This is a genomic window from Marinobacter sp. (assembly GCF_014859525.1).
In the GTDB taxonomy this organism is placed as follows: Bacteria; Pseudomonadota; Gammaproteobacteria; order Pseudomonadales; family Oleiphilaceae; genus Marinobacter.
On sequence record NZ_JACUUB010000005.1, the window covers coordinates 31,626 to 57,309 of the forward strand.

General features: G+C 57.6%; 23 protein-coding genes. 11 read left to right on the forward strand and 12 right to left on the reverse strand.

Going from position 1 to position 25,684, the window contains the following annotated elements; genetic code table 11:
• Positions 1-4: 4 nt before the first annotated feature.
• The 7 genes from mnhG to IBX51_RS02710 are packed head-to-tail and all read right to left on the reverse strand — an operon-like array spanning position 5 to position 5,789.
• The gene (mnhG, locus tag IBX51_RS02680; protein WP_291828454.1) at positions 5-424 is read right to left on the reverse strand and encodes a monovalent cation/H(+) antiporter subunit G; all 420 of its coding nucleotides are present in this window, start codon (positions 422-424) and stop codon (positions 5-7) included.
• Positions 417-689, reverse strand: coding sequence for a monovalent cation/H+ antiporter complex subunit F (locus IBX51_RS02685; RefSeq protein WP_291828456.1), 273 nt, complete (start codon positions 687-689; stop codon positions 417-419). Before IBX51_RS02685 ends, mnhG begins: the two co-directional genes overlap by 8 nt.
• An 11-nt stretch (positions 690-700) precedes the next feature.
• The gene (locus IBX51_RS02690) at positions 701-1,174 is read right to left on the reverse strand and encodes a Na+/H+ antiporter subunit E (protein ID WP_291828457.1); all 474 of its coding nucleotides are present in this window, start codon (positions 1,172-1,174) and stop codon (positions 701-703) included.
• Positions 1,171-2,685, reverse strand: a complete 1,515-nt coding sequence (locus tag IBX51_RS02695; protein WP_291828459.1) for a Na+/H+ antiporter subunit D — start codon at positions 2,683-2,685, stop codon at positions 1,171-1,173. The genes IBX51_RS02690 and IBX51_RS02695 overlap by 4 nt, the downstream gene beginning before the upstream one ends.
• Positions 2,682-3,029 carry a Na+/H+ antiporter subunit C gene (locus tag IBX51_RS02700; protein ID WP_291828460.1) on the reverse strand — a complete coding sequence of 116 codons (348 nt, stop codon included), beginning with the start codon at positions 3,027-3,029 and terminating at the stop codon, positions 2,682-2,684. The genes IBX51_RS02695 and IBX51_RS02700 overlap by 4 nt, the downstream gene beginning before the upstream one ends.
• 34 nt (positions 3,030-3,063) lie before the next feature.
• Positions 3,064-3,489, reverse strand: coding sequence for a Na+/H+ antiporter subunit B (locus IBX51_RS02705; RefSeq protein ID WP_291828462.1), 426 nt, complete (start codon positions 3,487-3,489; stop codon positions 3,064-3,066).
• A complete protein-coding gene (locus IBX51_RS02710) occupies positions 3,486-5,789 on the reverse strand; it encodes a putative monovalent cation/H+ antiporter subunit A (RefSeq protein WP_291828464.1) in 2,304 nt (767 codons plus the stop codon). Before IBX51_RS02710 ends, IBX51_RS02705 begins: the two co-directional genes overlap by 4 nt.
• Positions 5,790-6,059: 270 nt before the next feature.
• Between IBX51_RS02710 and IBX51_RS02715 the strand changes: the two genes are divergently transcribed.
• Positions 6,060-8,114, forward strand: coding sequence for an NADPH-dependent 2,4-dienoyl-CoA reductase (locus IBX51_RS02715; RefSeq protein WP_291828466.1), 2,055 nt, complete (start codon positions 6,060-6,062; stop codon positions 8,112-8,114).
• Between the two features lie 20 nt (positions 8,115-8,134).
• Here the strand turns inward: IBX51_RS02715 and IBX51_RS02720 are convergent, their stop codons facing one another.
• Positions 8,135-9,127 carry a GlxA family transcriptional regulator gene (locus IBX51_RS02720; protein ID WP_291828468.1) on the reverse strand — a complete coding sequence of 331 codons (993 nt, stop codon included), beginning with the start codon at positions 9,125-9,127 and terminating at the stop codon, positions 8,135-8,137.
• Positions 9,128-9,393: 266 nt separating this feature from the next.
• Between IBX51_RS02720 and IBX51_RS02725 the strand changes: the two genes are divergently transcribed.
• Positions 9,394-11,196 (forward strand): acyl-CoA dehydrogenase, encoded by a 1,803-nt coding sequence (locus tag IBX51_RS02725; protein WP_291828469.1) that lies wholly within the window; start codon positions 9,394-9,396, stop codon positions 11,194-11,196.
• 403 nt (positions 11,197-11,599) lie between these two features.
• On the forward strand, positions 11,600-12,379 hold the full coding sequence (locus tag IBX51_RS02730; protein ID WP_291828471.1) for a crotonase/enoyl-CoA hydratase family protein: 780 nt from the start codon (positions 11,600-11,602) through the stop codon (positions 12,377-12,379).
• Positions 12,380-12,643: 264 nt separating this feature from the next.
• Here the strand turns inward: IBX51_RS02730 and IBX51_RS02735 are convergent, their stop codons facing one another.
• Positions 12,644-13,936: an alkane 1-monooxygenase gene (locus tag IBX51_RS02735; RefSeq protein WP_291828473.1), complete on the reverse strand. Its 1,293-nt coding sequence runs from the start codon at positions 13,934-13,936 to the stop codon at positions 12,644-12,646.
• A 196-nt stretch (positions 13,937-14,132) separates the two neighbouring features.
• Here IBX51_RS02735 and IBX51_RS02740 point away from each other — a divergent pair, with 196 nt between their 5' ends.
• Positions 14,133-14,384: a hypothetical protein gene (locus tag IBX51_RS02740; protein ID WP_291828475.1), complete on the forward strand. Its 252-nt coding sequence runs from the start codon at positions 14,133-14,135 to the stop codon at positions 14,382-14,384.
• A gap of 79 nt (positions 14,385-14,463) precedes the next feature.
• Positions 14,464-14,757: a hypothetical protein gene (locus tag IBX51_RS02745; RefSeq protein WP_291828477.1), complete on the forward strand. Its 294-nt coding sequence runs from the start codon at positions 14,464-14,466 to the stop codon at positions 14,755-14,757.
• Positions 14,758-14,831: 74 nt separating this feature from the next.
• Here IBX51_RS02745 and IBX51_RS02750 read toward each other — a convergent pair whose 3' ends face one another.
• On the reverse strand, positions 14,832-15,770 hold the full coding sequence (locus IBX51_RS02750) for a 2OG-Fe(II) oxygenase (protein WP_291828479.1): 939 nt from the start codon (positions 15,768-15,770) through the stop codon (positions 14,832-14,834).
• A 181-nt stretch (positions 15,771-15,951) separates the two neighbouring features.
• On the opposite strand from IBX51_RS02750, the gene IBX51_RS02755 reads away from it, so the two are divergent.
• The 3 genes from IBX51_RS02755 (at position 15,952) to IBX51_RS02765 (ending at position 20,260) form a co-directional block, all read left to right on the forward strand.
• Complete coding sequence (locus IBX51_RS02755; RefSeq protein ID WP_291828481.1) at positions 15,952-17,991, forward strand: PhoX family phosphatase; 2,040 nt, start codon at positions 15,952-15,954, stop codon at positions 17,989-17,991.
• Between the two features lie 217 nt (positions 17,992-18,208).
• A complete protein-coding gene (locus tag IBX51_RS02760; RefSeq protein WP_291828483.1) occupies positions 18,209-19,849 on the forward strand; it encodes a methyl-accepting chemotaxis protein in 1,641 nt (546 codons plus the stop codon).
• Between the two features lie 42 nt (positions 19,850-19,891).
• A complete protein-coding gene (locus IBX51_RS02765) occupies positions 19,892-20,260 on the forward strand; it encodes a hypothetical protein (RefSeq protein WP_291828485.1) in 369 nt (122 codons plus the stop codon).
• Positions 20,261-20,277: 17 nt separating this feature from the next.
• On the opposite strand, the gene IBX51_RS02770 is transcribed toward IBX51_RS02765, so the two are convergent.
• Positions 20,278-21,594 carry an MFS transporter gene (locus IBX51_RS02770; RefSeq protein WP_291828487.1) on the reverse strand — a complete coding sequence of 439 codons (1,317 nt, stop codon included), beginning with the start codon at positions 21,592-21,594 and terminating at the stop codon, positions 20,278-20,280.
• Between the two features lie 139 nt (positions 21,595-21,733).
• Here IBX51_RS02770 and IBX51_RS02775 point away from each other — a divergent pair, with 139 nt between their 5' ends.
• The 3 genes from IBX51_RS02775 to IBX51_RS02785 are packed head-to-tail and all read left to right on the forward strand — an operon-like array spanning position 21,734 to position 24,617.
• Positions 21,734-22,573, forward strand: coding sequence for a 23S rRNA (adenine(2030)-N(6))-methyltransferase RlmJ (locus tag IBX51_RS02775; RefSeq protein WP_291828489.1), 840 nt, complete (start codon positions 21,734-21,736; stop codon positions 22,571-22,573).
• A 19-nt stretch (positions 22,574-22,592) separates the two neighbouring features.
• Positions 22,593-23,804: a hypothetical protein gene (locus IBX51_RS02780; protein WP_291828491.1), complete on the forward strand. Its 1,212-nt coding sequence runs from the start codon at positions 22,593-22,595 to the stop codon at positions 23,802-23,804.
• Positions 23,805-23,813: 9 nt separating this feature from the next.
• Positions 23,814-24,617 (forward strand): mechanosensitive ion channel domain-containing protein, encoded by an 804-nt coding sequence (locus IBX51_RS02785; RefSeq protein WP_291828493.1) that lies wholly within the window; start codon positions 23,814-23,816, stop codon positions 24,615-24,617.
• Here IBX51_RS02785 and dctP read toward each other — a convergent pair.
• Positions 24,614-25,669, reverse strand: coding sequence for a TRAP transporter substrate-binding protein DctP (dctP, locus tag IBX51_RS02790; protein ID WP_291828495.1), 1,056 nt, complete (start codon positions 25,667-25,669; stop codon positions 24,614-24,616). The two genes, IBX51_RS02785 and dctP, sit on opposite strands and share 4 nt — an antisense overlap.
• Positions 25,670-25,684 lie beyond the last annotated feature (15 nt).

A 25,684-nucleotide genomic window follows, 5' to 3' on the forward strand; every position in this document is an offset into this window, starting at 1 on the left:
TGATTCAAAGCTCGTCATCCTCACCACGCTTTTTGTGCGGGGGCGGGATGACGCTTTCTGGAGCGGGCTCAAAGCCGCTGTGTAGTTTGTGAGTTTTTTCATCGTAGTTGTCTTTGAGTTCATCCTTTACCGTGCCTTCCCACAGCGGTGTGCCAAGGAAATAACCAGCCCGGCCAATAACATGAGCCGCGATGGGGGCTGTGATCAGGATAAAAATCACGATGGCGAATGCCCGGGCAAACACGACCACGTCTGCAAAGTGAACGGCTACGCCAGCCATGGTCATCATCGCGCCCATGGCGCCGGCTTTGGTGGAGGCGTGCATTCGAGTTGGCAGGTCCGGAAGCCGAAGAATGCCAACGGAGGCCAAAATCATAAAGCCGGCACCGGTCAGGAGCAGTATGGCAACGATCAGCTCACTCACTTTTGCGTCCTCCTCGCTCCAGGAATCGGGCAAAACCAACGGCGGTCAAAAACGCCGTCAGTGCAATAACAATGGCGACGTCCAGCAGGCTCGACACCCCGGTGTCGATGGCATGGACCCCTACATAACCGACCACGATGGAGGCAATCAGTTCCAGAGATACCACGCGGTCGGGCAAGGATGGCCCTTTGGTCAGCCGGATAAACGCAAACAGCAGCGCCACCGACAGCATGAAATAGACAATATTGATCACAACATTCAGCACGTTTCAGCTCCTCAGCGCATGATCTTCAGAATCCGGAACTCAAGCTCCTTGAGATCCTTGCGCAACTGCTCCTCATCCTGCAGGAACATGGCATGAATATAGAGAACCCGCCGGTCATCGGAGACGTCCAGGCTCAGTGTGCCGGGCGTCAGCGAGATGAAGCTGCTCAGGAACATGATCTCGGCGTCACTGTGCGCTTCCATTTCAAACGCGATTACGCCCGGTTTCATGTACCAGACCGGCGTGGCGACGTCATAAGCAACCCGGAAGTTCGCCTTGACCAGTTCTTTGATAAAGAACAAGGAAAACGAAATCAGCCTGGGCAGCCGGCGCGAATACCCCTTGAGTGCCGGAACATGCTTCTGCAGTACCATCAGCGCCAGATAGCCGAAGATCAGGCCGGCAAGCAGGTTCCAGGCGGTAAACGATCCGCTCAACGCGACCCAGGCCAGTGCCAGGCAGACGTTCCAGAAAAATCCGATCATGGCTGATCACCTCCCAGCACCGCCTCGATGTACAGCTGCGGGTTCATTAGCTGTTTGGCAGACATCTCTGCCAGCTCATAGATAGGTTGACCATAAAGGCCGATGATCAGCGTGCAGATGGCCAGGCCCACCATTGGGACATAATAGGCCCAGGCGTGCTTCTCGTTCAGCTTACCCTTGAGTTCTTCGGTATTTTGCACGTGATCGGGAATTTTCTTCCAGAACACTTCGGCCCAGATCTTGATCATGGAGTAGAGCGTGAGCAGGCCTACCAGCAAGGCGACAAACGTGACCAGATAGGCCTCTGCTTCCAGAGCCGCGCGGATGATCACGAATTTGGCAAAGAAGCCCGACAGGGGCGGGATGCCAGCGAGCGAGAGCGCAGGTATCAGGAACAAAATCGCCAGCAGCGGGCGGTACTTGTAAACGCCGCCGAGGTCTTTAAGTTCATAGCTGCCCAATAGACGATAAGTGAACCCGCTAACCAGGAACAGATTCGTTTTAACGATGATGTGGTGCATGATGTAGAACACCCCGCCAATGATGGCGAGCGGTGTGTAAAGGGCCAGGCCCAGCATCATATAGCCGATCTGGCTGACGATGTGAAACGACAGGATTCGCCGAAACTCGAACTGAGCAGCCGCGCCCAGCACGCCGGTCAGCATGGTCAGAGTTGCGGCCCACAACAGAATGTTGTGGGTGTACTCGACATCCTGGTTGAAGATCAGGGTGAACATCCGGAACAGGGCATACACCCCGACCTTGGTCAGCAGGCCTGCAAACAGCGCGGATACGGCCACTTGTGGCGTGTGGTAAGAGGCAGGAAGCCAAAAGAACAGAGGAAAAGCGGCCGCTTTGATACCGAAGGAGACCATAAACATCATGGCCACCACGGTAATCATGCCGGTATCTTCAACCTGACTGACTTTCTGGGCAATGTCCGCCATATTCAAAGTGCCCACCATACCGTAGAGCAGGCCTACTGCAGACAGGAAGATTGCCGATGAAAACAGGTTCAGGGTGACGTATTTGATGGCACCTTCCATCTGAGCTCGTTCACCGCCGAGGGTCAGCAGAGCAAAAGATGCCAGCAGCATGACCTCAAACCAGACAAAGAGGTTGAAAATGTCGCCGGTCAGGAACGAGCCGGCAACGCCCGCCAACAGCAAGTGCATCAATGGGTAATAGCCGAATTTTTCGTGCCCGCGTGGGGTCGAGGCCAGAGAGTAGATAGCGATCGCCAACCCAATGATCCCGGTCAGTACAATCATAATGGCGGCCAGAACGTCCGACACAAAGACAATACTGAAGGGAGCTGGCCAGCTACCCATTTGCATGGTGATAAAGCCATGCTCCGTGGTTGACATCAACAGCCAGATACCGCTCCAGAGCAGTAAACCATTGGCCAATACGGCAAGCAGGCGCTGATAGCGAACCGAGCGCCAAAGCGACAGTGACAGGGCGCCGGCGGTCAGAGGGATCAGTACAGGAAGAATCAGTTCCGGGCTCAAGTGTCCGTATCCTTCATTTGGTCCAGGTCATCGGTTCCCACCACTTCATAGGCGCGGCGGATAAGAACCACAGCGAAGGCCAGTACGCCAAAGGCGATAACAATAGCCGTAAGAATCAGTGCCTGAGGCAGCGGGTCGGCAACGATGCCGACCGGGCCGCTGGCACCTTCCGGTATTAGCGGGGGCGCGCCGCGCGTCATGCCAGATACGACGAATATCAGCAGGTTGGCCGCGTTACTCAGGATCATCAAACCAATGACCAGCTTGACGATCGAGCGCCTGAGCATCATGTAGAAGGCAGCGGTGAACATAATGCCCACCACATAGGCCATCAGGCTCTCCATAGAGATCCTCCGGGTGTTTGTTCTGCAAAATGGATCATTCTTCTGCTTCCATCAGGCCGATGACAAAGCTTGTGATGGTGCCCAACACCGCAAGGTAGACACCAATGTCAAAAATCAGCGGTGTTGACAGCTTGAGGTAATCGCCCCCCGGCAGCGGAAGGTCCCACCAGTGTGCGGTGAGCATAGGCTGGCCAGAAAACAAGGCTGGCAATGTTGACGCCAGGCCCAGCAGGAGCCCGGCCCCAAGCAGGTCTCTGGGGCCAACTCTCAGAATCCGGCGGGTTGCTTCAGCACCAAAAGCGAAGGCATAGAGAACGAAGGCACCGGCAGCGACCAGCCCGCCGATAAAACCGCCACCCGGCTCGTCGTGACCCCGGAGCAACAGGAAGATTGAGAACATCAGCTGCAGCGGCATAATCAGCAAGGCTGCAGTGTGCAGAATCATGGTGTTGGACTTCATGGCTTGTGCTGATCCTCCGCTTTCAGTTTCAGCATGGAAAGCACGCCCATCGCAGCGAGTGACAGTACAAAGATCTCACCGAGGGTATCCAGCGCCCGGAAGTCCACCAGAATCACGTTCACAATGTTCCGGCCATAGGCCAGCGCTGCACTGTTCTCCACGTAATAGGTCGATATGGTCTCAAAGTACTGAATGTCCAGGACGGCCAACATGATCAGCGTGATGGTAACCCCTGAAAAGATGGCAACCGCGAGGTCACGATAGCGCTGGAACGGCGTTGACAGGTTGACGAATTCGGGTAGCTTGAACAATACGAGGACGAGCAGAATAACCGTCAAAGTTTCCACCAGAAGCTGGGTGATACCCAGGTCCGGCGCACTGAACAGAATAAACGTCAGCGCAACCCCGAAACCCAGAACGCCCATTGAGGCTACCGAACCAAGCCGGGAGTGGGTGCTGCTGGCGAACACCGCTGAGGCAACCAGCAACAACGCTATGCCCCATTCGTAAAAATGGCTGTCAGCCAGGTTGAGCGTGAAGTGCACACCGTAATGCGAGAACATGGTGTAGCCGGCCAACCCAAAAGTAACCGCAAGCAAAACGAGCATATACAGACCTAACACACCGTTCTGCAACATCCGGGTCTGCCAGCTGGCAACTACGGTTATCCACTCCATGAATTTGAAGTAGCCAGCCTCGGGCCCAACGCGGCTACCGGCATAGTTGAGCGCATGGAGCGTTGGTTGAATGCGCGGCCAGGCGCGGAAAAGCAAAAAGCCAACGATGAGGCTCAGGGCGGAGAGCAGCAAGGGCTTGTTGATGCCGTGCCAGAGTGCCAGATTGAAATCCACCGGTGCGCCGTAAACAGAAGCAACCGCTGCCTGCAGCAGGGCATTCTCCGGAATGAACGGCATAAGGCCAAACGCCAGCGCAATGATGGTCAGTATCGCGGGCCCAACCAGCATGCCAAGCGGTGCTTCATGGGGCGCTTTGGGCGTGTCGCCGGGTGCGCCAAAGAACGGTTTGATGGCGACGAGTCCGGCCACACCCACGATCAGCATCGCAGACGCTACCGTCGCTATCACAAGCAGGCTGCTCCAGAGTGGGGCTTCGAGCAAGGACTCCAGCATCAATTCTTTCGCGATAAACCCGAACAGTGGCGGCAGGCCTGCAAGAGACAGAGCAGCAAAGACTGCAATGGTGGCGGTCACCGGCATGGATTTGCGCAGGCCGCCCATGCGAGTAATGTCTTTAGTGCCGGTTTCATGGTCGAGGGCACCGGCAAGCATAAACAGCGCGCCCTTGTACAAGGAATGGGCAACAAGAAAGCAAATAAACGCCGTCATGGCCAACTCGGTGCCGACGCCGATCAACATCGTCAATGTGCCCAGCGCCATGACCGTGGAATAAGCCAGAACCTTTTTGATGCCGGTGCTGCTGAACGCGAACCAGGCACCGGTCAACATGGTGACCGCACCAAAGCCCATCAGCATCATGGTCCACAACTCACCCTCGCCCAGAGTCGGGTTCAGGCGTGCCATCAGATAGATGCCGGCCTTGACCATGGTAGCCGAGTGCAGAAACGCAGAGACCGGCGTCGGTGCAGCCATGGCGTTGGGTAGCCAGAAATGGAACGGAACCTGGGCCGACTTGGTAAATGCGCCGGCCAACAGGCACAACACGGCACCGGTGTAGAAGACGTGCTGATGGATTGGATCGCTTGAGGCCAGAATGGCAGACAGCGAATAACTGCCGGTCATGATGGCCAGCATGATCAGGCCGGCCATCAGTGCCAAACCACCGGCAACCGTGACAAATAAGCCTTGCAGCGCGCACTTGCGGGCTTCCAGGTCTTCATGATTGAAACCGATCAGCATGTAAGAGGTAATGCTGGTCAGTTCCCAGAACACGAAAAGGGTAATGAGATTATCTGACAGCACCAGCCCGAGCATCGACGCCATGAACGACAGCATGATGACAAAAAACCGAGCCAGGTATTTGTGCCCGGCAAGGTACGAGCCTGCATAGATCAGGATAAAGGTACCAATCCCGCTGATCAGCAGAGCAAAAGTCAGGGAGAGGCCATCAACCAGAAAGTTGAGGGAAATACCGAGCCCGGGCAGCCATTGGTATTCCAGCAGAAGCGGCCCGTCCTGTACCTGCGACAGAAACGTGCTGAAATAAACCGCGAGTCCTGCAGGAAGAAGGGCCAGCAACCAACCAATGTATTTGCCCGCAACCCGATGCAGCAGGGGAACGACAATCGCCAGCAAAAAGCCGGATAACACAGCCAATAGCATGTGCGTCAAAGCTCCGTTTTGGCACCGCAGCGATATGCTGTCACCGTGGTGCAGGATATTGATTGATAGGCAATATCTATGATCTATACCTTTAAAGGTGCCAGAAAGACTATCTGACAGATTGGCCAAAGGCAAGGCAAACCGTGCTGCGTAAGGTGTTGCGGATGCAGGCGCCAGGACACCCGGGTTTATGGCAGGTTATACCTTGGTCGTAGCGGGTTGTGTTAATCTTCTTGTGCACATATTCATCAACCCCTGGCGACTTCTGACATGGCTTCTACATACCCCCACTTGCTGAAACCTCTCGACCTTGGCTTTACCGAACTTAAAAATCGGGTGCTTATGGGTTCAATGCACACGGGTCTTGAGGATCGCTTCTGGAATATTCACAAGTTTGCCCGCTATTTTGCGGAAAGAGCTGAGGGTGGCGTTGGGCTCATGGTCACCGGTGGATACTCGCCCAATCTTGTAGGTCAGTTGGCGCCACTCGCGTCGACCATGAACAACCGGGGTACCGCGCTGCTGCATCGCCATGTAACGGGCGCTGTCCATGAAGCTGGTGGAAAGATCTGCATGCAGTTGCTGCATGCCGGGCGTTACGGTTATCAGCCGTTGATTGTGTCTGCCTCGGCAACCAAGGCACCGATCAGCCCGTTCAAGGCCCGGGCCCTCTCGACAAAAGGTGTTGAACGGCAGATAAACGATTTTGTCAGCGCCGCCAAACTGGCAAAATTTGCGGGCTACGACGGCGTTGAAGTCATGGGCTCCGAAGGCTACTTTATCAATCAGTTCCTGTGCGAGCGCACCAACAAACGCACCGATAAATGGGGTGGGCCCTTTGAAAACCGGATGCGCTTACCGGTAGAAATCGTTCGGCGCATGCGCGAGGCGGTCGGGCCAGAATTCATTATCATCTACCGGCTGTCCATGCTCGATCTGGTAGAAGGCGGCCAAACCTGGGACCAGGTTGTCACATTGGGTAAGGCCATCGAGCAGGCGGGGGCCACGATTATCAACACCGGCATTGGCTGGCATGAGGCCAGGGTGCCCACCATTGTGACCTCGGTGCCTCGCGGCGGGTTTGCCGACGTGACCGCCAAGTTCTATGGCGAGGTGGGCATCCCGATCTGCACCACCAATCGCATCAATACCCCGGAGAAAGGCGAAGAGATTCTTGCCTCTGGCAAAGCCGACATGGTTTCCATGGCCAGGCCCCTGCTGGCCGATAGCGAATTCGTTCGTAAGGCAGAGCAAGGTCGCAGTGATGAAATCAATACCTGCATCGCCTGCAACCAGGCCTGCCTGGATCATGTTTTCCAGGCTAAACGGGCCTCTTGCCTGGTCAATCCCCGGGCCTGCCACGAGACTGAGCTGGTGCTGACGGTCGCGCCGGTGGTTAGGCGCGTCGCCGTTGTCGGGGCGGGACCTGCCGGTCTGGCAGCGGCAACAACTGCGGCAAAACGGGGCCATAAAGTGACCCTGTTCGAAGCTGATGAGAAAATCGGCGGGCAGTTCAACTACGCCAAGCGTATTCCGGGCAAAGAAGAATTCTACGAAACACTGCGTTACTTCCAGCGTCAGATCGAGTTGTTGGATATTGAACTGAAGCTCAGTACTCGTATTGACGCAGCTGCACTGGCGGCACAAGGATTCGACGATGTCGTCATCGCTACCGGTGTAAAACCAAGAACACCAAAGATAGAAGGCATAGACCATCCGAAAGTACTGGGTTATCTCGACGTACTTCGTCACAACAAACCGGTCGGAAAGACAGTGGCCGTGATTGGCGCTGGTGGTATTGGTTTTGATGTCAGCGAATTCCTGACCCATGATTTCAGCCAGCATCCGGAGGGTGAACAAGCCAGTGTTGCGGCCTGGCAGGCAGAGTGGGGGGTTAGTTCAACCTTTGACGGTCCTGGCGGCCTGGCTGAGCGGGAGCCGACCCCATCGCCGCGCAAGATCTATCTGATGCAGAGGAAAACCGGCAAGGTTGGTGGTGGCTTGGGCAAGACCTCGGGCTGGGTTCACCGTAGCAGCCTGAAACACCGCGACGTTGAAATGCTGAAAGGTTGCAGCTACGACCGTATTGATGACGAAGGCTTGCACATCACACTGACGGACAAAAACGGTAAAGCTCAGGAAAGCAGGGTGTTACCGGTGGATAATGTGATCATCTGCGCCGGCCAGGAACCTTTCCGGGAACTCTATGATCAACTTGCTGAGTCAGGCGTTAAAGCACACCTGATCGGTGGTGCGGATCTCGCAGAAGAACTCGATGCCAAACGTGCCATCCGGCAAGGCACAGAAGTGGCGGCGACACTCTGAATCTATCGTACAGTCATATGTCAGCGCCCGAACCTGGACCGGTACACACCGGGCGCCATACCGGTGTGCTTCCGGAACAGACGGCTGAAAGAACTGACGTCTTCATAGCCCACCAGGCGGGTGATCTCCTCCACTGACACCCGTGAATTTTCCAGATGCTGGCGAGCTGCCTCAATTCGAAGCGTTTGCAGGTAACCTGTGGGTGTATCGCCAGTGGCCTCTTTGAACCGGCGAATCAAAGAGCGCTCCGTCAGCCCGCTCAGCGTGGCTAAAGACGGCAGTGTCACAGGCTGACTGAAGTGAATATCAAGCCAATCCTGAACCTTGAGAATCGGGCTGTCCGAGTGGTAGCGCCTGGCCTGCAGGGCGCTGTAGGGCGCCTGACTGGTTCGCCCGGCATCAATCACAAACGCTTTCGCCAGCTCCCGGGCCACCTGCGGGCCTGCAAGCCGCTCCACCAGATACACTCCAAGGTCCCACCAAGCCATGCCGCCCCCTGCGCAGGCAACCGGCCCATCCACCGTTACCAGTTTTTGAGGTTGTAGATCCACCGCCGGAAACTGCTCCCGAAACGGATTGCTAAAGCCCCAATGCGTCGTCGCCTGGCGACCATCCAGCAACCCCGCTGCCGCCAGCAGAAACGCGCCGGTACAGTTGCTGGCCACCCTAACCCCGCCGTCGCCGGCACCGTGAAATTGCTCAAGCCACCGAATCAACTCTGAATTGCTCGCCAAAGTGTGATCAATGGGTGCACCGATCGTTGGAATGATCACCAAATCGTCAACCCCGAACGCGTCGGCCTCCCGCCAGGAGCCGTCTGCCAGCAACGTCAGCCCGTTGATACACCGACACGGCTCGCCAGCCTCTGTCAGCAGGCGAGTTCTGAAATAAACCTGAGGCTGCTGCCCATGAATCCGCGCCCAGGTGACCCCTGCCATCCTAAACAGATCGATTACTCCCGTAATCGCGCTGGCCAGGGCGCCGTTAAAGCCGATGATGGTGACGGTTTTCAACGTGGCGTTCCTCCAATGCTGAACAGCTAGCGCCAGAATAGGGGGCTGCTGCGGGGCGGTGGTTCCGGGAGTGTGCGCAGCAGGGAAGCTGCGCTCAAGCCCCCATGGATGGGTTCACGGCGTCTCCCGGAACCAGCGCCCCGCAGCAGGCCCCGGGTGGCCGATCATATTATGCTGGCGATTTTCACCAAGAATAAGTCAGAAATGACAATTCCAACCAGTGTAGTGGTTGTGAGAGGCTAGGGCCAATAAACAGGAGAGCCAGAATGACCGACACCCTGATCGACCGCCGCGACCTCGAATTCCAACTGTACGAGGTTATGGACACCGAAACCCTCACCCAGCGTGAGCGTTTCAGCGAGCACAGCAAAGAAACCTTCGACGCTGTCATCGAAACCGCCGACAAAATGGCGAAAGAAAAATTCGCCAACCACAACAGCGCCGCCGACAAAGACGAACCCAAGTTCGTCAATGGCCAGGTCGACATGCTCCCGGACGTCAAGAAAGCCTTCGACGCCTACGCCGAAGCCGGCTTCCTCGCTGGCCGCTACGATTACGATCTGGGCGGCATGCAACTACCGGAATCCGTCATGGCGGCCTGTAACGGCTTCTTCACCGCCGCCAACCCCGGCACCGCAGGCTATCCATTCCTGACCACCGCCGCTGCCAACCTGATTCGCGTGTTCGGCAACGAGGAACAGAAAACCCGATTTTTGCCGCACATGCTCAGCGGCCGCTACAGCGGCACCATGGCTCTGACTGAGCCCCATGCCGGCTCCAGCCTGGCCGACATCCGCACCTCCGCCACACCTTCAGACGACGGCCACTACCTGATCAAAGGCGCCAAAATCTACATCTCCGGCGGCGAGCAGAGCATCACCGAAAACATCGTTCACATGGTGCTGGCCAAAATCAAAGGCGCACCGGCCGGGGTTAAAGGTATCTCCCTGTTCATCGTCCCGAAGTTCCACGTGGACGACAACGGCAACCCGGGCGAACGCAACGGCGTCAGCCTCGCCGGTCTGATCCATAAATTGGGCTACCGTGGCACCACCTCCACCGCCCTGAGCTTTGGCGACGACGCTCCCTGCCACGGCTATCTGGTGGGCGAGCCCCATCAAGGCCTGAAATACATGTTCCAGATGATGAACGAAGCCCGCATCGGGGTCGGTTTCGGCGCCGCCGTGATCGGCTACCGTGGTTACATGCACAGCCTGGAGTACGCCAAAGACCGCCTGCAGGGCCGCAAAGCCAGCGAAAAAGACCCGGAAAGCCCGCAAGTGCCCATCATCGACCACGCCGACGTGCGCCGAATGCTGCTGGCCCAGAAAGCCTACAGCGAAGGCGGCCTGGCCCTGTGCCTGTATGGCGCACGCCTGATGGACGAGCAGCACACCCACCCGGATGAGCAGAAGCGGATGGAAGCCGGCAAGCTGCTGGACCTGCTCACGCCCGTGATCAAAGCCTGGCCTTCCGAATTTGGTCTCAAGGCTAACGACCTGGCAATCCAGGTCTATGGCGGCGCCGGCTACACCCGCGAATATCCGGTCGAACAATGCTGGCGTGACAACCGCCTGAACCCCATCCACGAGGGCACCAACGGCATCCAGGCGCTTGACCTGCTCGGTCGCAAAATCTGGCAGGACCAGAGCCACGGTCTGCAACTGTTGATGCAGGAAATGCAGGTCGACCTGCAAGCCGCCACCACCGACCGCTGCCAGCAGTGGGCGCTGTCTCTCAGCGAAACCCTGCAACAGGCCGTCAAAGTTACCCAGAGCCTGGGCAAATCCCTGATGGGCGGCGAAGTGGACAAAACCCTGGCCAACGCCAGCTGCTACCTGCACCTGTTCGGCCACATCATCGTCGCCTGGATGTGGTTGCGCCAGGCCAACGCGGCAGCCAATGCGTTGGCTTCTGCCAATAGCGACAGCGAACGCAACTTCTACCAGGGCAAACTCCAGGCCGCCCAGTACTTCTTCCACTGGGAGCTGCCGACCGTCGCCCAGGATCTGGTTTTGCTCCGGAATCAAGATGATACGTGCCTGAACATGAAGGCCGATTGGTTTTAGTTTCGGTGCTCTTCCGGCCCTAGCCTGCGAATATTGGTGATGGCGCAATCGGCTGGGAGCCCTTCCAGGGACACGCTACGAGCACGTCCCTGTGCGCTCGGCTGTGGCCATCCATGGCCACAGACGGTCCCTGGAAGGGCTCCCAGCCGCTCGCGCCCAGGCAATGTGCTGGCCGCCGGTCGTAGAATCCTTAGGGGACGGGAGAGCAAGTTTTTTTGAACGGTATTTCTGCATAAGTCCGAGCATGGGCAATGGGGAGGTCTTTCCAGGACCGTTGAGGGCCATGGACGGCCCGAAACGAGCCTACAGGGACGTACTCGTGGGCGTGTCCTGGAAAGACCTCCCCGTTGACCATGCCTGCACCCACATAGACAGGCTAGGGCCGTATTAAGAGGAAAAGTGCATGTCACTGGTAAACATAGAAAAACAAGGCCACATCCTGCTGATCGGCCTGAACCGCCCGGAAAAAATGAACGCCATGAACCGGGCCATGTACCACGAAATCGCCGCAGCTTACTATCAACTCCAGAACGACCCGGAACTGCGCGTGGCCGTGATGTACGCCAACGGCGACCACTTCACCAGCGGCCTGCAACTGGATGACTGGGCCGGCGTATTCGCCAACGGTAAAGGCATCGAGCCCGGCGACGGCGAACTCGACCCCTTCGACATCACTGGTGACAGCCTCACCAAACCCGTCGTCTTCGCCGCTCAGGGCATCTGCTTCACCTGCGGTGTCGAAATGATGCTCAATACCGACATCCGCGTAGCCGCCAAAGGTACCCGCTTCGCCCAGCTGGAAGTCAAACGTGGCATCTTCGCCTGCGGCGGCGCCACTATCCGCCTGCAGCGGGAAATCGGCTGGGGCAACGCCCAGCGTTACCTGCTCACCGGCGACGAATGGACCGCCGAACAAGCCTATCAATGGGGCCTGATTCAGGAGCTCGTTGAGCCCGGCGAACAGCTCAGCAAAGCCCTGGAAATTGCCGAGAAAATCGCCAAAGCCGCACCTCTGGGCGTTCAAGGCAGCCTGAAGTCGTCAAAAATCGCCGTCAGCGAAGGCCAGGAAGCCGCCAAGCAGAGCCTGTTCCCGGATCTTCGTCCGGTGATGGCCAGTGAAGACGTCAAAGAAGGGATTCAGTCGTTTCTGGAAAGAAGAGAGGCGGTGTTCAAAGGAAAGTAGAGGGCAGCACAGTCCGAATGCCGTGGTAGGTGCGGCGGTCTGTAGACTTTGCTGCTGGCTTCAGACGCGTGCAGCTGACTATTTCAGCGCGGCTCGAAGCGGACGGCCGGGGAACCCCTCCCGGGAGTGTGCGCAGCAGGGATGCTGCGCTCAAGCCCCCAGGGATGGGTTCACGGCGTCTCCCGGGAGGGGTTCCCCGGTCGGCTGCCGGCACCAAAACCAGAAGGCTGGGGTCGGCAGTCAAGTCACCGCCATAGTCAGATTTCAGGCAGCCTCAGATTCCGTCTTCTGTCCTACTTTACGGGCAGCAGCCTCAGCCGCCACGCCTGCAGCGTAGTCCGCGTACCTGGCCATCAGCTCCTCCCTGCGATCCGGATCCCAGTTGATCTTCGTCAGATCTCCCTCGTAGTGATCAATCACCCGCTTATCCATCGTCTCGTACCACCACTGCGGCAAGTACGCCGGCAACAGCATCGACGCATAGCCACCCGGCAACTGCGGCGCATTCTCAAAATGCCTCAAGGCCTGATAACTCCGGGTCGGATGCGCATGATGGTCCGAATGCCGCTGTAACTGATACAGGAACAGATTGGTCACCACATGATTGCTGTTCCAGCTGTGCTCCGGTTGCGTACGCTCATACTTGCCCGCCTTATCCTTCTGACGCAGCAAACCGTAGTGCTCAATGTAGTTCACACTCTCCAGCAAGCTGGCGCCGTAAACCGCCTGCGCCGCCAGGAACGGTACCGCACGTGGACCGCACAGCAGCGTGGTCGCGCCAAAGAACCCGGCACTCATGGCCCAGCCCTGCAGCAACTCGTTTTCCAGACTCCAGAAGCTCTTACCCCTGCGCTCAAGTCGCGCCTTCTCGATCTTTACCGACGACTTCATGCCGCCAAACACCGTACGCGGCAGAAACTTCCAGAAACTCTCGCCCATCCGGCTGCTGGCCGGATCTTCCGGCGTCGCCACTCGCTTGTGATGGCCGAAATTATGCTCCACCACAAAATGGGTGTAGCCAGTCGGCGCCAACGCCGCCATCGCCATCAGCTTGTTGAACTTGTTCGATTTGTGGCCCAGCTCATGGGCGGTGTTGATGCCCACCCCGTTAATGGCACCCACGGTCAGGGTGAGCCCGATCTTGTCTTCAAGGGGGGTGTTCTTGCGGCTGGCCAGCCAGGCGCCCAGTACGGTCATCGCGTATTGGGTGGGAATGAAGGCCTTCACGATGCGATCGTAATACTTGTCCTGCTCCAGTGACCGCACCGCTGATTCCGGCGGATTGCTTTGGTCCTCACCGATGGCGCGGTCGAGGGCAGGAATGACACCGTGTACCAGCGCCGGTCCGGTCCAGGCCAGCGCTTTCAGTTTTTTCGGTGCAATGGCATAGCCGGTGAGCGCGGCTAAGCCGATACCAGGCAGAGCGGGGCCGAGTAGCCACAGATAACGCTTGGGATCTTTCCAGGTGGTTTGAGCGGCGTCGCTACCGGAACTCGCCTCGCTGACGGGCTCATCGACTTTGAGTGAGCGCTTGGGCTCGTTCACTTTGGCGTTCATGGCAGGCTCTCCGTTGTGCATGTGAGTTATTGTTCTTTCAATTTATGTCGGACAATCTGGCAATTCAACAGAAGATCAAAAGTGGAAGCTACTCTGGCCTCTAATGACAAAGCGAGCCTGTCAAAGTCGTCCACTCGGTGGCGATACTGGCATTTGTGGTCCAGACTTCTCCCAAACAAAAAGCAGGGAAGACATTATGAGCGCCTCCGATTCCTCGCCGTCTACTGTCTGTTGGTCGGTGCAGAATATGCTTCGCGAGTATGCGGGCTCACAGCGCATTGCTGAGATTGTTTATCAGGATTCTGCCGGCCAGATTTGTGTAGTGCACGAAGTGATCCGGGACATCCTGAGCCGGGCCGGGCACGATTTTCTGGTTATAGGGAAAGGCAAGATGGTGGGTGTAGAGCATGTGATCATGGTGGATGGGCAGCGGCTAACCAAAGAGTAATCAGCAGGTAATTGCCATTAACCTGTGATCAGCTCTACTCTTTGTGAGCTGTAAACATTGATGAACAGAGGGATATGTTATGAACAAGCTCACGTTAAGTGCCCTGGCTTTGGTTGCCACTCTGGGTTTGGCAGCTTGCAGCTCTGACAGCGACGAAGGTGCCGACTTTGAGCAGGCTGGCGAGAACGCCGGTAAAATGATGGATGATGCCGCCGATGCCGCCAAAGATACCTGGGAAGATGCAACCGGCCAGGACCAGGGCGCCTGGGAGGATATGAAGGACGGCGCTGAAGATGCCGGCGAAGAAATGGGTGAAGCGGCTGATGACGCCGGTGATGCCATGGAAGAGGGCTATGAGGACATGACCCGGTAAGTTACGGGACACTGGTGGGCAGGGTACCTGTGTGCCTTGCCGATCCTGCCGGCTCGCTGCCTGTCGCGTTTGACTCACCACAAGAAGGTGATAAGCGCATACCTGACCCCGGCTGTTACCGGGTTTACTCCGTGCAATAGAGACCCTGAAAATACGATAGCGCTTCCTGTGCCAGGTCGGTAACGATCGGTTGAGTATTCTGGAAAAATCAATTCGCCACCTTCAAATTCAGCATTCAAGTTGACCGACAATGCCAGCCGCCGGTGCCTGACTGCCTTGGCAACATTGTCCCTATGCAGCTCGAAACGACCGTTATCGCTCGACCTATAAGCCACGATTTTATAGCCTTCAAATTGTGATGGCCTGAAATGGAAGGTCCGGGTAATGATGGGTATCAACCGTTCAGTCAGTTCATTATTCAGCTCTCTCACCAAGGTTTGATCCGTTAGCGGGTGGTCCCAGCGGGACTTCAGACGGGCGTCAACTTTGAGCTGCTGCTCGCCCCCGAGACCGCGATCCATCCCGCTCTGGAAGTTTTCAGATTGGTGCACACTAATCAGTTCCCGGGCCATGCCCGGCTCAATGATGGAATCCTCGATCAGAACCGGCGCAGTGCTCGTTACTGTGCGACCAACGTTGTTTGTAGGCAGCACTTCTGTTGCGAGATCAGCGAGATACTCGGGCGAAGGCCTGTTAATTATCTGTTCCACTCTGAGCGAAGAGTCGAGTAACACGGCTGTTGTTGACAAGGGGTCATTGCTGCGCAACCTGTCACTGAGGCGCTCAGGTGCATGAATGATGACTCTGCCGTTCGGGTCCGCACAGGATTTACCAAACACTATGACATTCAGATGGGCGCTGTTCACTTTTTCAAGGTCTCCAAAGCTCCCAGGAGAACTACTGAAAACAAGCAAGGCGGGTTTCCCGCAGTACTGTTCATAGAACAGGGCATTTACGCCATTGACCGCCGGTAATACGAAATCCGGGAATGGCATGCCAGCGCGTAGATTCATGAAAACTCCTGAAATGTTGGCCGGGCTTTAGTGGTTCGCATTTTCCTGTCTGTATGTGACAGGGTCTTTGCAATCGTTGTCACAAACATGACCTGTATTTGCCACACAACCGTCAATCAACCGCAATGAAGATGTTCGACCATCGGGTTTCCAAACCACAACTCGCGAAGAGAGAAAAACCATGGACGAACGTAACCTGAACCCCGTGCATCAGGATCCCAACTACGAACCTGAGTGCAATATATCTGATAACCGCACCTTCGGTTCAATTCTTGAAGCCCGTCTGGCACGCCGTGGTGTGTTGAAAGGCGGCCTGGCTGCGGCGGTGGCGGGCATCTTTGGCGGCGCGGCCCTCACCGGATGCGGTGGCTCCAGTTCATCCGGCAGCACAGTGGGTGCCGAAGGCGGCAATGGCGGGGCAGATCTGATCGGTTTCCGGGCGGTGCCGATCGGTGAGGGCGATTCAATCGTTGTGCCGGAGGGTTACTCGACCAAGGCCATCGGTGCCTGGGGGGATCCGATTCTTGCCAATAACGGAAACTTCCCGGAATTTTCATTAAATAACACTGGAGCGGATCAGGCTGCCCAGATCGGCTCGCATCACGACGGGTTGCACTACTTCCCGATCGAAGACAGCTCTGAAGACGGCCTGCTGGTGCTGAACCATGAGTACATTGAGCCTCGTTACATGCATCAGGCGGCTCAGGGGCAGGCGTTTGGCCGGGGTACCTTCCCGATTAATGATGACAACACCCGCGAGACGGACCAGGTACTCCGCGAGATGAACGCGCATGGCGTGTCCATCTACCGTGTCCGTAAAGATGCCGCCGGCGAGTGGGCGCGTATCCCCGGCGATGCCTTCAACCGCCGAATCACTGCTTTGACCCCGATGGAGCTGTCCGGGCCTGTTCGCGGCTCCGATTATGTTAAAACCAAGTACAGCCCGGCCGGCACTGAAACCCGTGGCACCCTGAACAATTGCGCCCACGGGGTGACGCCGTGGAATACCTACCTGATGTCTGAAGAAAACTGGGCCGGGTATTTTGTGAATACCGAGCGCACAGTGGCGCAAAGCCGTTACGGCGTTCGCGCCTCCGGCACAACGCGCTACGCCTGGGAGCAGGCGGAAAGCGGCGAAGAGCAGTACACCCGCTTTAACGTTACGCCCACTGGCACGACGGCAACGGACGATTTCCGTAACGAGCCGAACTGCTTTGGCTGGATGGTGGAGGTCGATCCTTACAACACCAGTTACAAGCCTGTAAAACGCACAGCCCTGGGCCGGTTCGCCCACGAGGGTGTTGTGTTTGCTCCTGCTGTTGAAGGCCAGCCGGTTGTCTGTTACTCCGGTGACGATGCCCGCTTCGAATACATCTACAAGTTCGTCAGTGCCCAGCCTTACCATGCGGCGACGGCGGGCGGCCATTTGCTGGACTCTGGCACCCTGTATGTTGCCCAGTTTGATGAAGATGGTTCCGGCCAGTGGCTCCCGCTGGTATTTGGCCTGGGTGCACTGACGCCGGCGAACGGGTTTACCAGTCAGGCTGACGTTCTGGTTCGTACCCGCGAGTCTGCCGATGCCGTCGGTGCCACCAAGATGGACCGTGCAGAGTGGGGCGCTGTTCACCCGACAACACGGGAAGTGTATTTTGCCCTCACCAACAACACCCGCCGCACCGAAGCGGATACCGCCAACCCCCGTGTTGACAATCGCTGGGGGCATATCATTCGCTGGCAGGAAGGTAATGAGTCTGGTACTGCGACATCGTTCAGCTGGGATATCTTCCTGTTGTGCGGACCGCAGGATGATTCTGAGTTCAATCAGGCGGGTCTGGATGAAGATCAGAAGTTCGTCAATCCGGACGGTCTCTGGTTTGACGCCGATGCCCGCCTCTGGATTCAGACCGACATCGGTGAGGGCTCGCAGAATCAGCGTGAGTTCGCAGAGTTTGGTAACAACCAGATGCTGGCGGCCGATCCGGCGAACGGTGTTCTGCGCCGCTTCCTGACCGGGCCTGTTGGGCAGGAAATCACCGGTGTGATCACCACGCCCGATCAGCGCACCATGTTCATGAACGTGCAGCACCCGGGTGCAACGACCACACCCGAAGCGTTTGCGGCGGGTAACTTCAACAGCAGCTGGCCGTTTGGCGGAAACAACATTCCGCGCTCTGCCACGGTGGTGATCACCAAGGATGACGGTGGCAAGATCGGCAGCTAACGCTCCGTCAGGCCTCTCGCCCGAAAACCCGCGCCCTTGTGGCGCGGGTTTTTTGCTACAGTTTTCGTTAAAAATGCCGATAACCCGGTCAAGAGGACAATAGTGGCATCCAGAATCCACTAAAGTAGCAGTTATTAACCTGTATCAATTCTTTACTCTCAACGCTGGCCTTAAATAACAAAATGTTTGCGTACGCAATGATAAAGAAGAGGGCACCATGGGTTTACTCGATCGCGCTGCAATTCTTTGGGGGGTGGGCATTGCCGTTGCGCTTGCCATCGTCTGCCTGTGGGTGGCTCCGTTGTTAGGGCTGGATACGGCGTCACTGTTGATCGGCCTGGTGCTTGGCCTCGCGGTGGCGGCGGGCTATCTGATCGTGCGCGTGCTGGAACCGACCGAGAAAGGCATTGCCGGGTTGAACGACGGCTCACTTCCGGATGACCACCCTTTGAGCGTGCAGTGCCAGCAGTTGCTGGAGCATGCCCGTGCTGGCAAGGCGTTGGTGGAAACCCTGTCTGGTAGCGCAGACAAGAATGCGATTTCGGCCGCCGAAGTGTCCTATGCCGCTGATCAGGTGAAAAAGCGCCTGGACCGCCAGGTGGAAGAAACCGCCCAGATGGCCGATTACGCCGGCAAGATCACCGAGTCTGTCCGGGAATCCTCCGAGCAGGCCACCAATGCCGCGACGATGGCTCTGCAAAACCGGGAAGTAAGTGTGGAGGGGCGCCAGGCGCTGGTGTCTGCGATTGACAGTGTGCGGATTGTGCATCAGCAGTCGGCTGAAAACCTGAGCCTGATCCAGGCGCTCAATGAAAAATCCACCAGGATTCAGGGCGTGACCAGTACCATCCAGGGCATCGCCGAGCAGACCAACCTGCTGGCGCTGAATGCGGCCATCGAAGCCGCCCGGGCTGGTGATCAGGGCAGGGGCTTCGCGGTTGTGGCCGATGAGGTTCGTCAGCTGGCCGGGCGGACTGCCCAGGCGACCGGCGAGGTGTCAGAAACCCTGCAGGAGATTCAGGGCGATACCTCACGGATCGTTGCCCGCATTGAAGACCTGGCCCGCTCGGTGGAGCAGGGCCTGGAGTCGGTGGAGAGTGTGGGGGCCCAGCTGGACTTGATTCGTGACCAGTCCGACCGGGTGCAGCAACAGGTCGCCCGCATTGCGGAGATTGACCAGGCCAACGAGCAGAGTCTGGCGCAGGTGTTCTCGGCCATCGAATCGGTGCGCGATCACATGGCCGAGAGCGACAGCAGTGTGGCGTCACTGGCGGGTCAGGCGGCCACGCTGATGGAGTTGGCAGAAAACGCCAATGCGGCTTTCGCACTGAACAGCCGCCAGAGCTATCACCGGTCCTTCTATGATCAGGCCCAGGCCGGCGCACAACAGATCGGCAAGCTGTTTGCGCAGGCCATTCAAGACGGCAAACTCAGCGAGTCGGCGTTGTTTGACAAGAAACGTAACCCGATTCCGAATACCGACCCCCAGCAATACAGCAGCGCCTTCGACCGCTTTACCGATCAGGTGTTGCCAACGGTGCAGGAGAGCATCAAGAATTCCCACGATGCGGTGGTGTTCTCCATTGCCTGCGCCCCGGACGGCTACGTGCCAACCCACAACCGGGATTTTGCTCACCCGCCCACTGGTAACCCGGAAGTGGATCTGGTGAAAAGCCGAAGCAAGCGCCTGTTCAATGATCGCACGGGTATTCGCTGCGGCAGCCACACCCAGGATATGCTGCTACAAACCTATCGGCGAGATACCGGTGAAATCATGCACGACCTGTCTGTGCCCATTTATGTTAATGGCAAGCACTGGGGTGGTTTCCGGGTTGGTTACCGGCCTTCCGGGCACTGAGGTTGGCTGCTATGCTTCGGGTTTTGCCTAAAGGAGTCGCGTGTGGCTGAACCCGAGTTTATTCCCGTCGAATCTGAGCAGAACAAGCCGCAGGGGGCCGGCCCTGCCCGTAATTTGGCCATTCTCGTTTACATTCTCCAGGGGCTTTCGTTCTTCCTTGGCGGGATCACAGCGTTGGTCGGGGTGATCATCAACTACGTCAAACTGGACGAGGTTCGCGGCACCTGGATTGAGCCCCATTTTCGCTGGCAAATCCGTACCTTCTGGATCGGCCTGCTGTGGTTGGTGATCGGCACGATTACTCTGGCGCTGATCATCGGCTGGTTTATTCTTCTGGGTATGGCCATCTGGGTTATTTATCGCATCGTCAAAGGTGCCCTGGCCCTGAATGACGGCAAGGCTCCCGAGTAATGGGCCGTGGCCGACGGTCAGTCAGCAGTGACCTCTCTCAACCGCACGGCACTGAGGGTGCCGGCCAGGCCCATCAAGCCAAGTACAATAATGACCGCAATGTCTGAAATCAGCGACAAAGCCGCGGTCAGGCCACCGGTAATCAGTAGCAGAACCCCGATCACCGTATTGCTGACGGCGGTGTAGTCGGTGCGTTTGTTGCCGCCCGCCATGTCCACCAGATAGGTTTTTCGCCCCAGGCGCACGCCGGCATGGGCAATGCTCAGAACAAAGAACGCAATCGGATAGAACCAGGCGCCGCCAACCCCGGTGCCGAACACCAGCGCGGCTGTTCCGACCAGCAGGCAAATCAGGCTGGCCATGGTCGCCCCCCGAATGATCACTCTGCGGCTAGAGGTATCTGCCGCCCAGCCCCAGAAACTGGCACTGACTGAACTGGCCAGGCTGCTGGCCAGCAAGAACACGCCCAGCATCCAGCCAGCATCAGACTCCCGCTGGGCAAGCACCACAAAGTAGGGCGACGCCAGAGCGGAACAGAGCAGCAGCGCACGGGTGACGACAAAATGTCTGAAGGGCGCATCATCCCGCAGCAGGGACAGGCTTTGGATGGCCTCGGTCATGGCATTGTTGCCGCCGCCGGTTTCGCCGGGCAACTCCTCAACTCCCGCAAACAGCAGTCCGGCAAGGATCCACAGCAACGCCGCCAGTAACAGCAACAAAGTATAGAAGCCAAGGGTTGGGTCGCCGCGATCCCAGAACAAGAGCGCGGTCATGGCCACCGTGAGGGAACCGCCAAGGGTGGTGGCCAGTCCGGAGAGACGGCCACGCCGGGTTTTGGGAATGCATTTGCCCTGCACATCCTTCATCGCCACGGAACAGAACCCCCGGGCCAGGGAGAATCCGATCAGGCCTGCCACAATGCCAAGGCCCGCGGCGTAACCTTCCAGAAACCACACGCTGGCCGCCATGCCCACCACGCTGACCGCCTGGCCAAAGCTGCCGAGCGTCCAGAACCATTTGCGCACCGCTTTGCGCCGAACCCAGGCGCCGATCACCATTTGCGGAATCATAGAGCCGGATTCCCGGATTGGCACCAGCCAGGCGACCAGTGCAGGTGCGCCAACCGCGCTCATCATCCAGGCCAGCACGGTTTTAGGACTGATCAGTAAATCACCCAGCTTGGTTAGCACATTGGCGGCCAAAATCAGGAAGAAATTTCTTGGCACTTCCCGGCAGGCTTCGTCGGGAATGTCTTTGCAGATTCTGGCGTCTTCTTCGTTGGCAATCAGGCCGTAAAGGCGGTCGATTTTGGTTTGGTTCTGGCTGGACAACATGCATCCTCCTCGGGCGTCGGCGGCAAGCATAGCAGGCCCAGTGGCTATTCAACATCACGCAGACGCCAGCGTCGCGCTGAGGAGGTTGCCTGTCTTCAGCGAGTCATGCCTAATGAGCACCTGAGATCAGGAGCCCGATATGCTGAGTTACCTTCATGCCTTCCACGCTGGAAACTATGCCGATGTCCAGAAACACGCCGCGTTAACGTTGGCGCTGACCATGATGCAGGCAAAACAATCGCCGATCGCCTGTTTTGATACCCATGCCGGCAGCGCGCTCTATGATTTGACCAGTGAGCGTGCCAGAAAAACCGCCGAGGCCGATGGCGGCATTCATCGGCTGTGGCGGGTTCGCCAAAGCCTGGCGTCGGCAGACTGGCAGCTCATGCTGGATACTCTGAGCCGGCATACGGTTGATGGTAGCCAGTTGCAGAGCTATCCCGGGTCGCCCGCCTGGTTGGCCGAGCTTGCGCGGCCCGGCGATGCCGTCACCGCCTTTGAGTTGCATCCGTCTGAAGGGCGCAGCCTCGAAACCTGGGCGGTCGGGGCGGGTGTTCGGGTGATGCAGCAAGATGGCCTGCAAGGCCTGCTGAAACGGTTGCCGCCAGCCCAGCCCCGATTGCTGACCCTGATTGACCCCTCCTATGAAATCAAGGACGACTACGCTCAGGTGGCAGATACCCTGGTGCGGGCGTGGCAGAAGTGCCGCCATGGGGTCTATCTTATCTGGTATCCCATACTCACCAGTGGGCTGGAAAAACGACTGATTGATGCTCTGGAGCAAGGCTCTGTGCGCAAGATACTGCGCAGCGAGGTGATGCTTGATGAGCCGCCTGAACGCGGCATGGTGGGCTCCGGCATGCTGGTGGTGAACCCTCCCTGGGGGTTTGAATCACGGTTTGAGGCTATGATGAAAGATCTGCAGGGAAGCGCCAGGCTTGGGCTGACGGCATCCCAGACCTGGTTGGTTCCGGAATGAATTGGTGGGAGTGGCAGCATTGACGAACGAAACGGCTCAGGATCATCCTTATCTGCCCGGCGGATTGATATTACTGGACCAGTGGAAGACCCCGGAAACCTCGGTGCGGAAATCCGTTAGGGGCGCCTTGAATGATATTGTGATGCAGCTTCGGGTTGGGGTCAGCCCGGAAGAGCAGGCTTTCCAGAGTCTGGATGACTTGCCGGTGCTGGCGGGTGAAAAACTGCGGGCGTTTGCGCCAGAGCCTGATCCCGGTCTGCTGGCAACGGCACTTAACGAGCAGTTGTGTCAGCTCCAGCAGGCTGGCACGCAGCGCCGCAACGTGAGTTTGTTGGTGGCCCCGCCATTTTCCGGAGTGGCGGAGGCGTTGCGTCACAGCCAACGCCGGAAACTGACGCCACCGGATAACCTGTTTATGACAGAGCAGGATGCAGCGGCGTGGTGGAATGAGCAGTTGGCGGGTGGTGATTGGGTGGTGCCGGAGTTGGCGGACTTCTGGTTGCGCCATCAGTCGGGGCTGAACCTGTTGCGGGAGTTTTTTGCCCGGATAGCTCTGGATAAAGCCGGCAATGGTGTTGTTGGCTGCTCCAGTTGGTGCTGGCAATTCTGGGTTCAGTACCTGCCGGAGCTAAGTTTGGTGCCCTATACGTTGGCCCCGCTCACCGGAGAGCAAATGACCCGCTGGTTTGACTACCTGGCGTCCGATCGGGAAGGGCACAAAGTAGCTGCAAGAATGACCCACGACGGGCTGTATGTATTGCCCGCCCCAGAGGGAAAAACCACCGTTAAATACAGCAGCTTTACCCAAGACCTTGCCACGCTGGCCAGGGGCAATCGGGGTGTTGCCCTGGCCATCTGGCAGCGTACCTTGCGAGCGAGGCCTGAAAAAGACGGTGAGCAAGAAGAGAAAGAGCCTGCCATTATTGCAGGGCGACAATGCTGGGTGGTGGCATTGGATCAACTGAGCCTGCCTTCGGCGCCCCACAGTGTGGGCCGGCAACCCGGTCATGTTCTGCATGCTCTGCTGTTGCATGGCGGCCTCACCACGGAGCAGTTGCACCTGGTTACCAGCTTGCCAGAACAGGAAGTCTGCCTGACGCTGGCCAAGCTTTTGCGGGCAGATCTGGTCAACCTGAATCAGGCGTCTGGGACGTATGAAGTGACGCCGCTGGGCTACCCGGCCGTGCGTAAACATCTGCAGGATTGCGGTTATCCGGTGGACGGCTTCTAGGAGAGCACAATGGACGGTTTTGGTTTTAAAGATACCTTCTCATCCATCACCACGGACGCCCTGCTGGAGGCACTGGTAGTGGTGGTTGTCGCGTGGTTGCTGATCATGCTGGTCCAGAAGCTGATACCGGCGTTTGCCAGCAAACTGAGCGGCAAGATCCGGCGGTATCTGCTCGCCTCCGTGCCGCTTTTGAGATTGTTGATCATTGTTCTGACCATCGTGACGGTGGTGCCGATTCTGGTAGAGCCGTCGTTTGAGAACATGGTGGCCGTCTTCGGGGCACTGGGCCTGGCCCTGGGTTTTGCGTTCAAGGATTACGCCAATAGCCTGATTGCCGGGATCGTCACGCTTTATGAGATGCCCTACCGTCCCGGAGACTGGATTGAGGTGAACGGTCAGTATGGCGAGGTGCGCTCGATCGGCACCCGAGCTGCGGAAATGGTCACGCTGGATGACACCGTGGTGGTCATTCCCCACAGCTTGTTGTGGACCACACTACTGGCCAATGGTAACGACGGCACAGACAACCTGATGTGTGTTGCCGAGTTGTTTCTTGACCCGAATCACGATGTGGCGCGAATGCAGAATCTTTTTCGGGATGCGGTGTTCACCTGCCCGCTGACCAAAACCTATCAGCCGGTGATCGTGACCGTGTCTGCGACGGATGATGCAATGCGTTACCGTCTAAAAGCCTACCCATTGGAACCGAAAGAGCAAAGTTGCTTTATTTCCGACCTTACCGCTCGCGCAGCCGCGGTCTGTGCCAATGAGGGGGTGCGTATGGTGTCAAAACGGGTGACCAAGCCGGTTTAGGGCTGAGGCCAGTTTTCAACGTAATCCAGCAACACCTGGCCTTGTGCTCCGGTCATCTCAAGAAAGCGCTCCCGCACGGGCAAGCTGGCCTGCCGGAAGCGCTCACGCTCTTCATCGTTCAGGCGAATGACCTGAATATCGGCTTTCTCTACCATGCGTTCGAGACGCTGCTGATTCAGCCTTTCCTGGCTTTTCCAGGCGTGTTCTGCCAAGTCCCTGATGGTCTGGTTCAACCAGGTGCGCTCCTGCTCCGGAAGTTCGTCGTACCAGTCATCGTTTGCCACAACCGAAGCCACAAACTGCGACGCCCGGCCCATGGTTAATGTGGACTGTACTTCATTAAAGTCCATTTCCTCAACGGCGAAGACAGGGTTGGTCTGACCGTCAATTTTTCGCAGTTGCAGATCACTGTAGACTTGGGAAAAAGGCGTCTGAACCGGCTCGGCACCATAGGCTCGGTAGCTTTCTGCCGCCATGGTGGAGGTCATGGTGCGAATGCGCAGGCCCTGAAACTGATCCAGAGAGCGGAGCGGCTGGTTGGCGGTCCAGGTCATCCAGCCCTCAGAAACAAACCCGAGCAGCTGCAAGCCGGCCTCCCGGTACGGCTGCTGAAAATGGGAGATAAACGCCGGGTCCTGTAGCAGGTCTCGTGTTTCTTCGGGGTTATCCGGGAGCAGAAAGTGAAGGTTGAACAACCCGGCTTCGGGTACGTTGTCGGCCAGGTGGCCGGGAGAAGCAAAGGCCAGGTTGATCGAACCATTGCGGGCCAGCTCTGTAAGCTGTGTGGATGTGCCCAGGGAGCCGTACGGAAATACATCGACCACAATGCGGCCTTCGGATACTTTTTCGATATGCTCCCGGAAGGCCTCTGCGTAAAGATGCTGTACGCTGCCTTCGATTTCTTCCAGCGCGAAACGCCAAGTGGTCGGGTATTTGTCAGCGCCGGTCTGAGCCTTGCTCTGGTCGGATGAAGGCGTGTCCTCAGAGCATCCGGAAAGTAGCAGCGCCAGCATCGCCAGCGCGGGCCATAGGCCGTGGTGTATTTTGATCATGACTGACGGGCTCCG

Bases quoted from the DNA above. Each gene is read 5' to 3' on its own strand.
- IBX51_RS02690 (WP_291828457.1), bottom strand. From the start codon at position 1,174: ATGATCGGATTTTTCTGGAACGTCTGCCTGGCACTGGCCTGGGTCGCG.
- IBX51_RS02700 (WP_291828460.1), bottom strand. From the start codon at position 3,029: ATGGAGAGCCTGATGGCCTATGTGGTGGGCATTATGTTCACCGCTGCC.
- IBX51_RS02705 (WP_291828462.1), bottom strand. From the start codon at position 3,489: ATGAAGTCCAACACCATGATTCTGCACACTGCAGCCTTGCTGATTATG.
- IBX51_RS02710 (WP_291828464.1), bottom strand. From the start codon at position 5,789: ATGCTATTGGCTGTGTTATCCGGCTTTTTGCTGGCGATTGTCGTTCCC.
- IBX51_RS02715 (WP_291828466.1), top strand. From the start codon at position 6,060: ATGGCTTCTACATACCCCCACTTGCTGAAACCTCTCGACCTTGGCTTT.
- IBX51_RS02725 (WP_291828469.1), top strand. From the start codon at position 9,394: ATGACCGACACCCTGATCGACCGCCGCGACCTCGAATTCCAACTGTAC.
- IBX51_RS02730 (WP_291828471.1), top strand. From the start codon at position 11,600: ATGTCACTGGTAAACATAGAAAAACAAGGCCACATCCTGCTGATCGGC.
- IBX51_RS02735 (WP_291828473.1), bottom strand. From the start codon at position 13,936: ATGAACGCCAAAGTGAACGAGCCCAAGCGCTCACTCAAAGTCGATGAG.
- IBX51_RS02740 (WP_291828475.1), top strand. From the start codon at position 14,133: ATGAGCGCCTCCGATTCCTCGCCGTCTACTGTCTGTTGGTCGGTGCAG.
- IBX51_RS02745 (WP_291828477.1), top strand. From the start codon at position 14,464: ATGAACAAGCTCACGTTAAGTGCCCTGGCTTTGGTTGCCACTCTGGGT.
- IBX51_RS02750 (WP_291828479.1), bottom strand. From the start codon at position 15,770: ATGAATCTACGCGCTGGCATGCCATTCCCGGATTTCGTATTACCGGCG.
- IBX51_RS02755 (WP_291828481.1), top strand. From the start codon at position 15,952: ATGGACGAACGTAACCTGAACCCCGTGCATCAGGATCCCAACTACGAA.
- IBX51_RS02760 (WP_291828483.1), top strand. From the start codon at position 18,209: ATGGGTTTACTCGATCGCGCTGCAATTCTTTGGGGGGTGGGCATTGCC.
- IBX51_RS02770 (WP_291828487.1), bottom strand. From the start codon at position 21,594: ATGTTGTCCAGCCAGAACCAAACCAAAATCGACCGCCTTTACGGCCTG.
- IBX51_RS02775 (WP_291828489.1), top strand. From the start codon at position 21,734: ATGCTGAGTTACCTTCATGCCTTCCACGCTGGAAACTATGCCGATGTC.
- IBX51_RS02785 (WP_291828493.1), top strand. From the start codon at position 23,814: ATGGACGGTTTTGGTTTTAAAGATACCTTCTCATCCATCACCACGGAC.
- dctP (WP_291828495.1), bottom strand. From the start codon at position 25,669: ATGATCAAAATACACCACGGCCTATGGCCCGCGCTGGCGATGCTGGCG.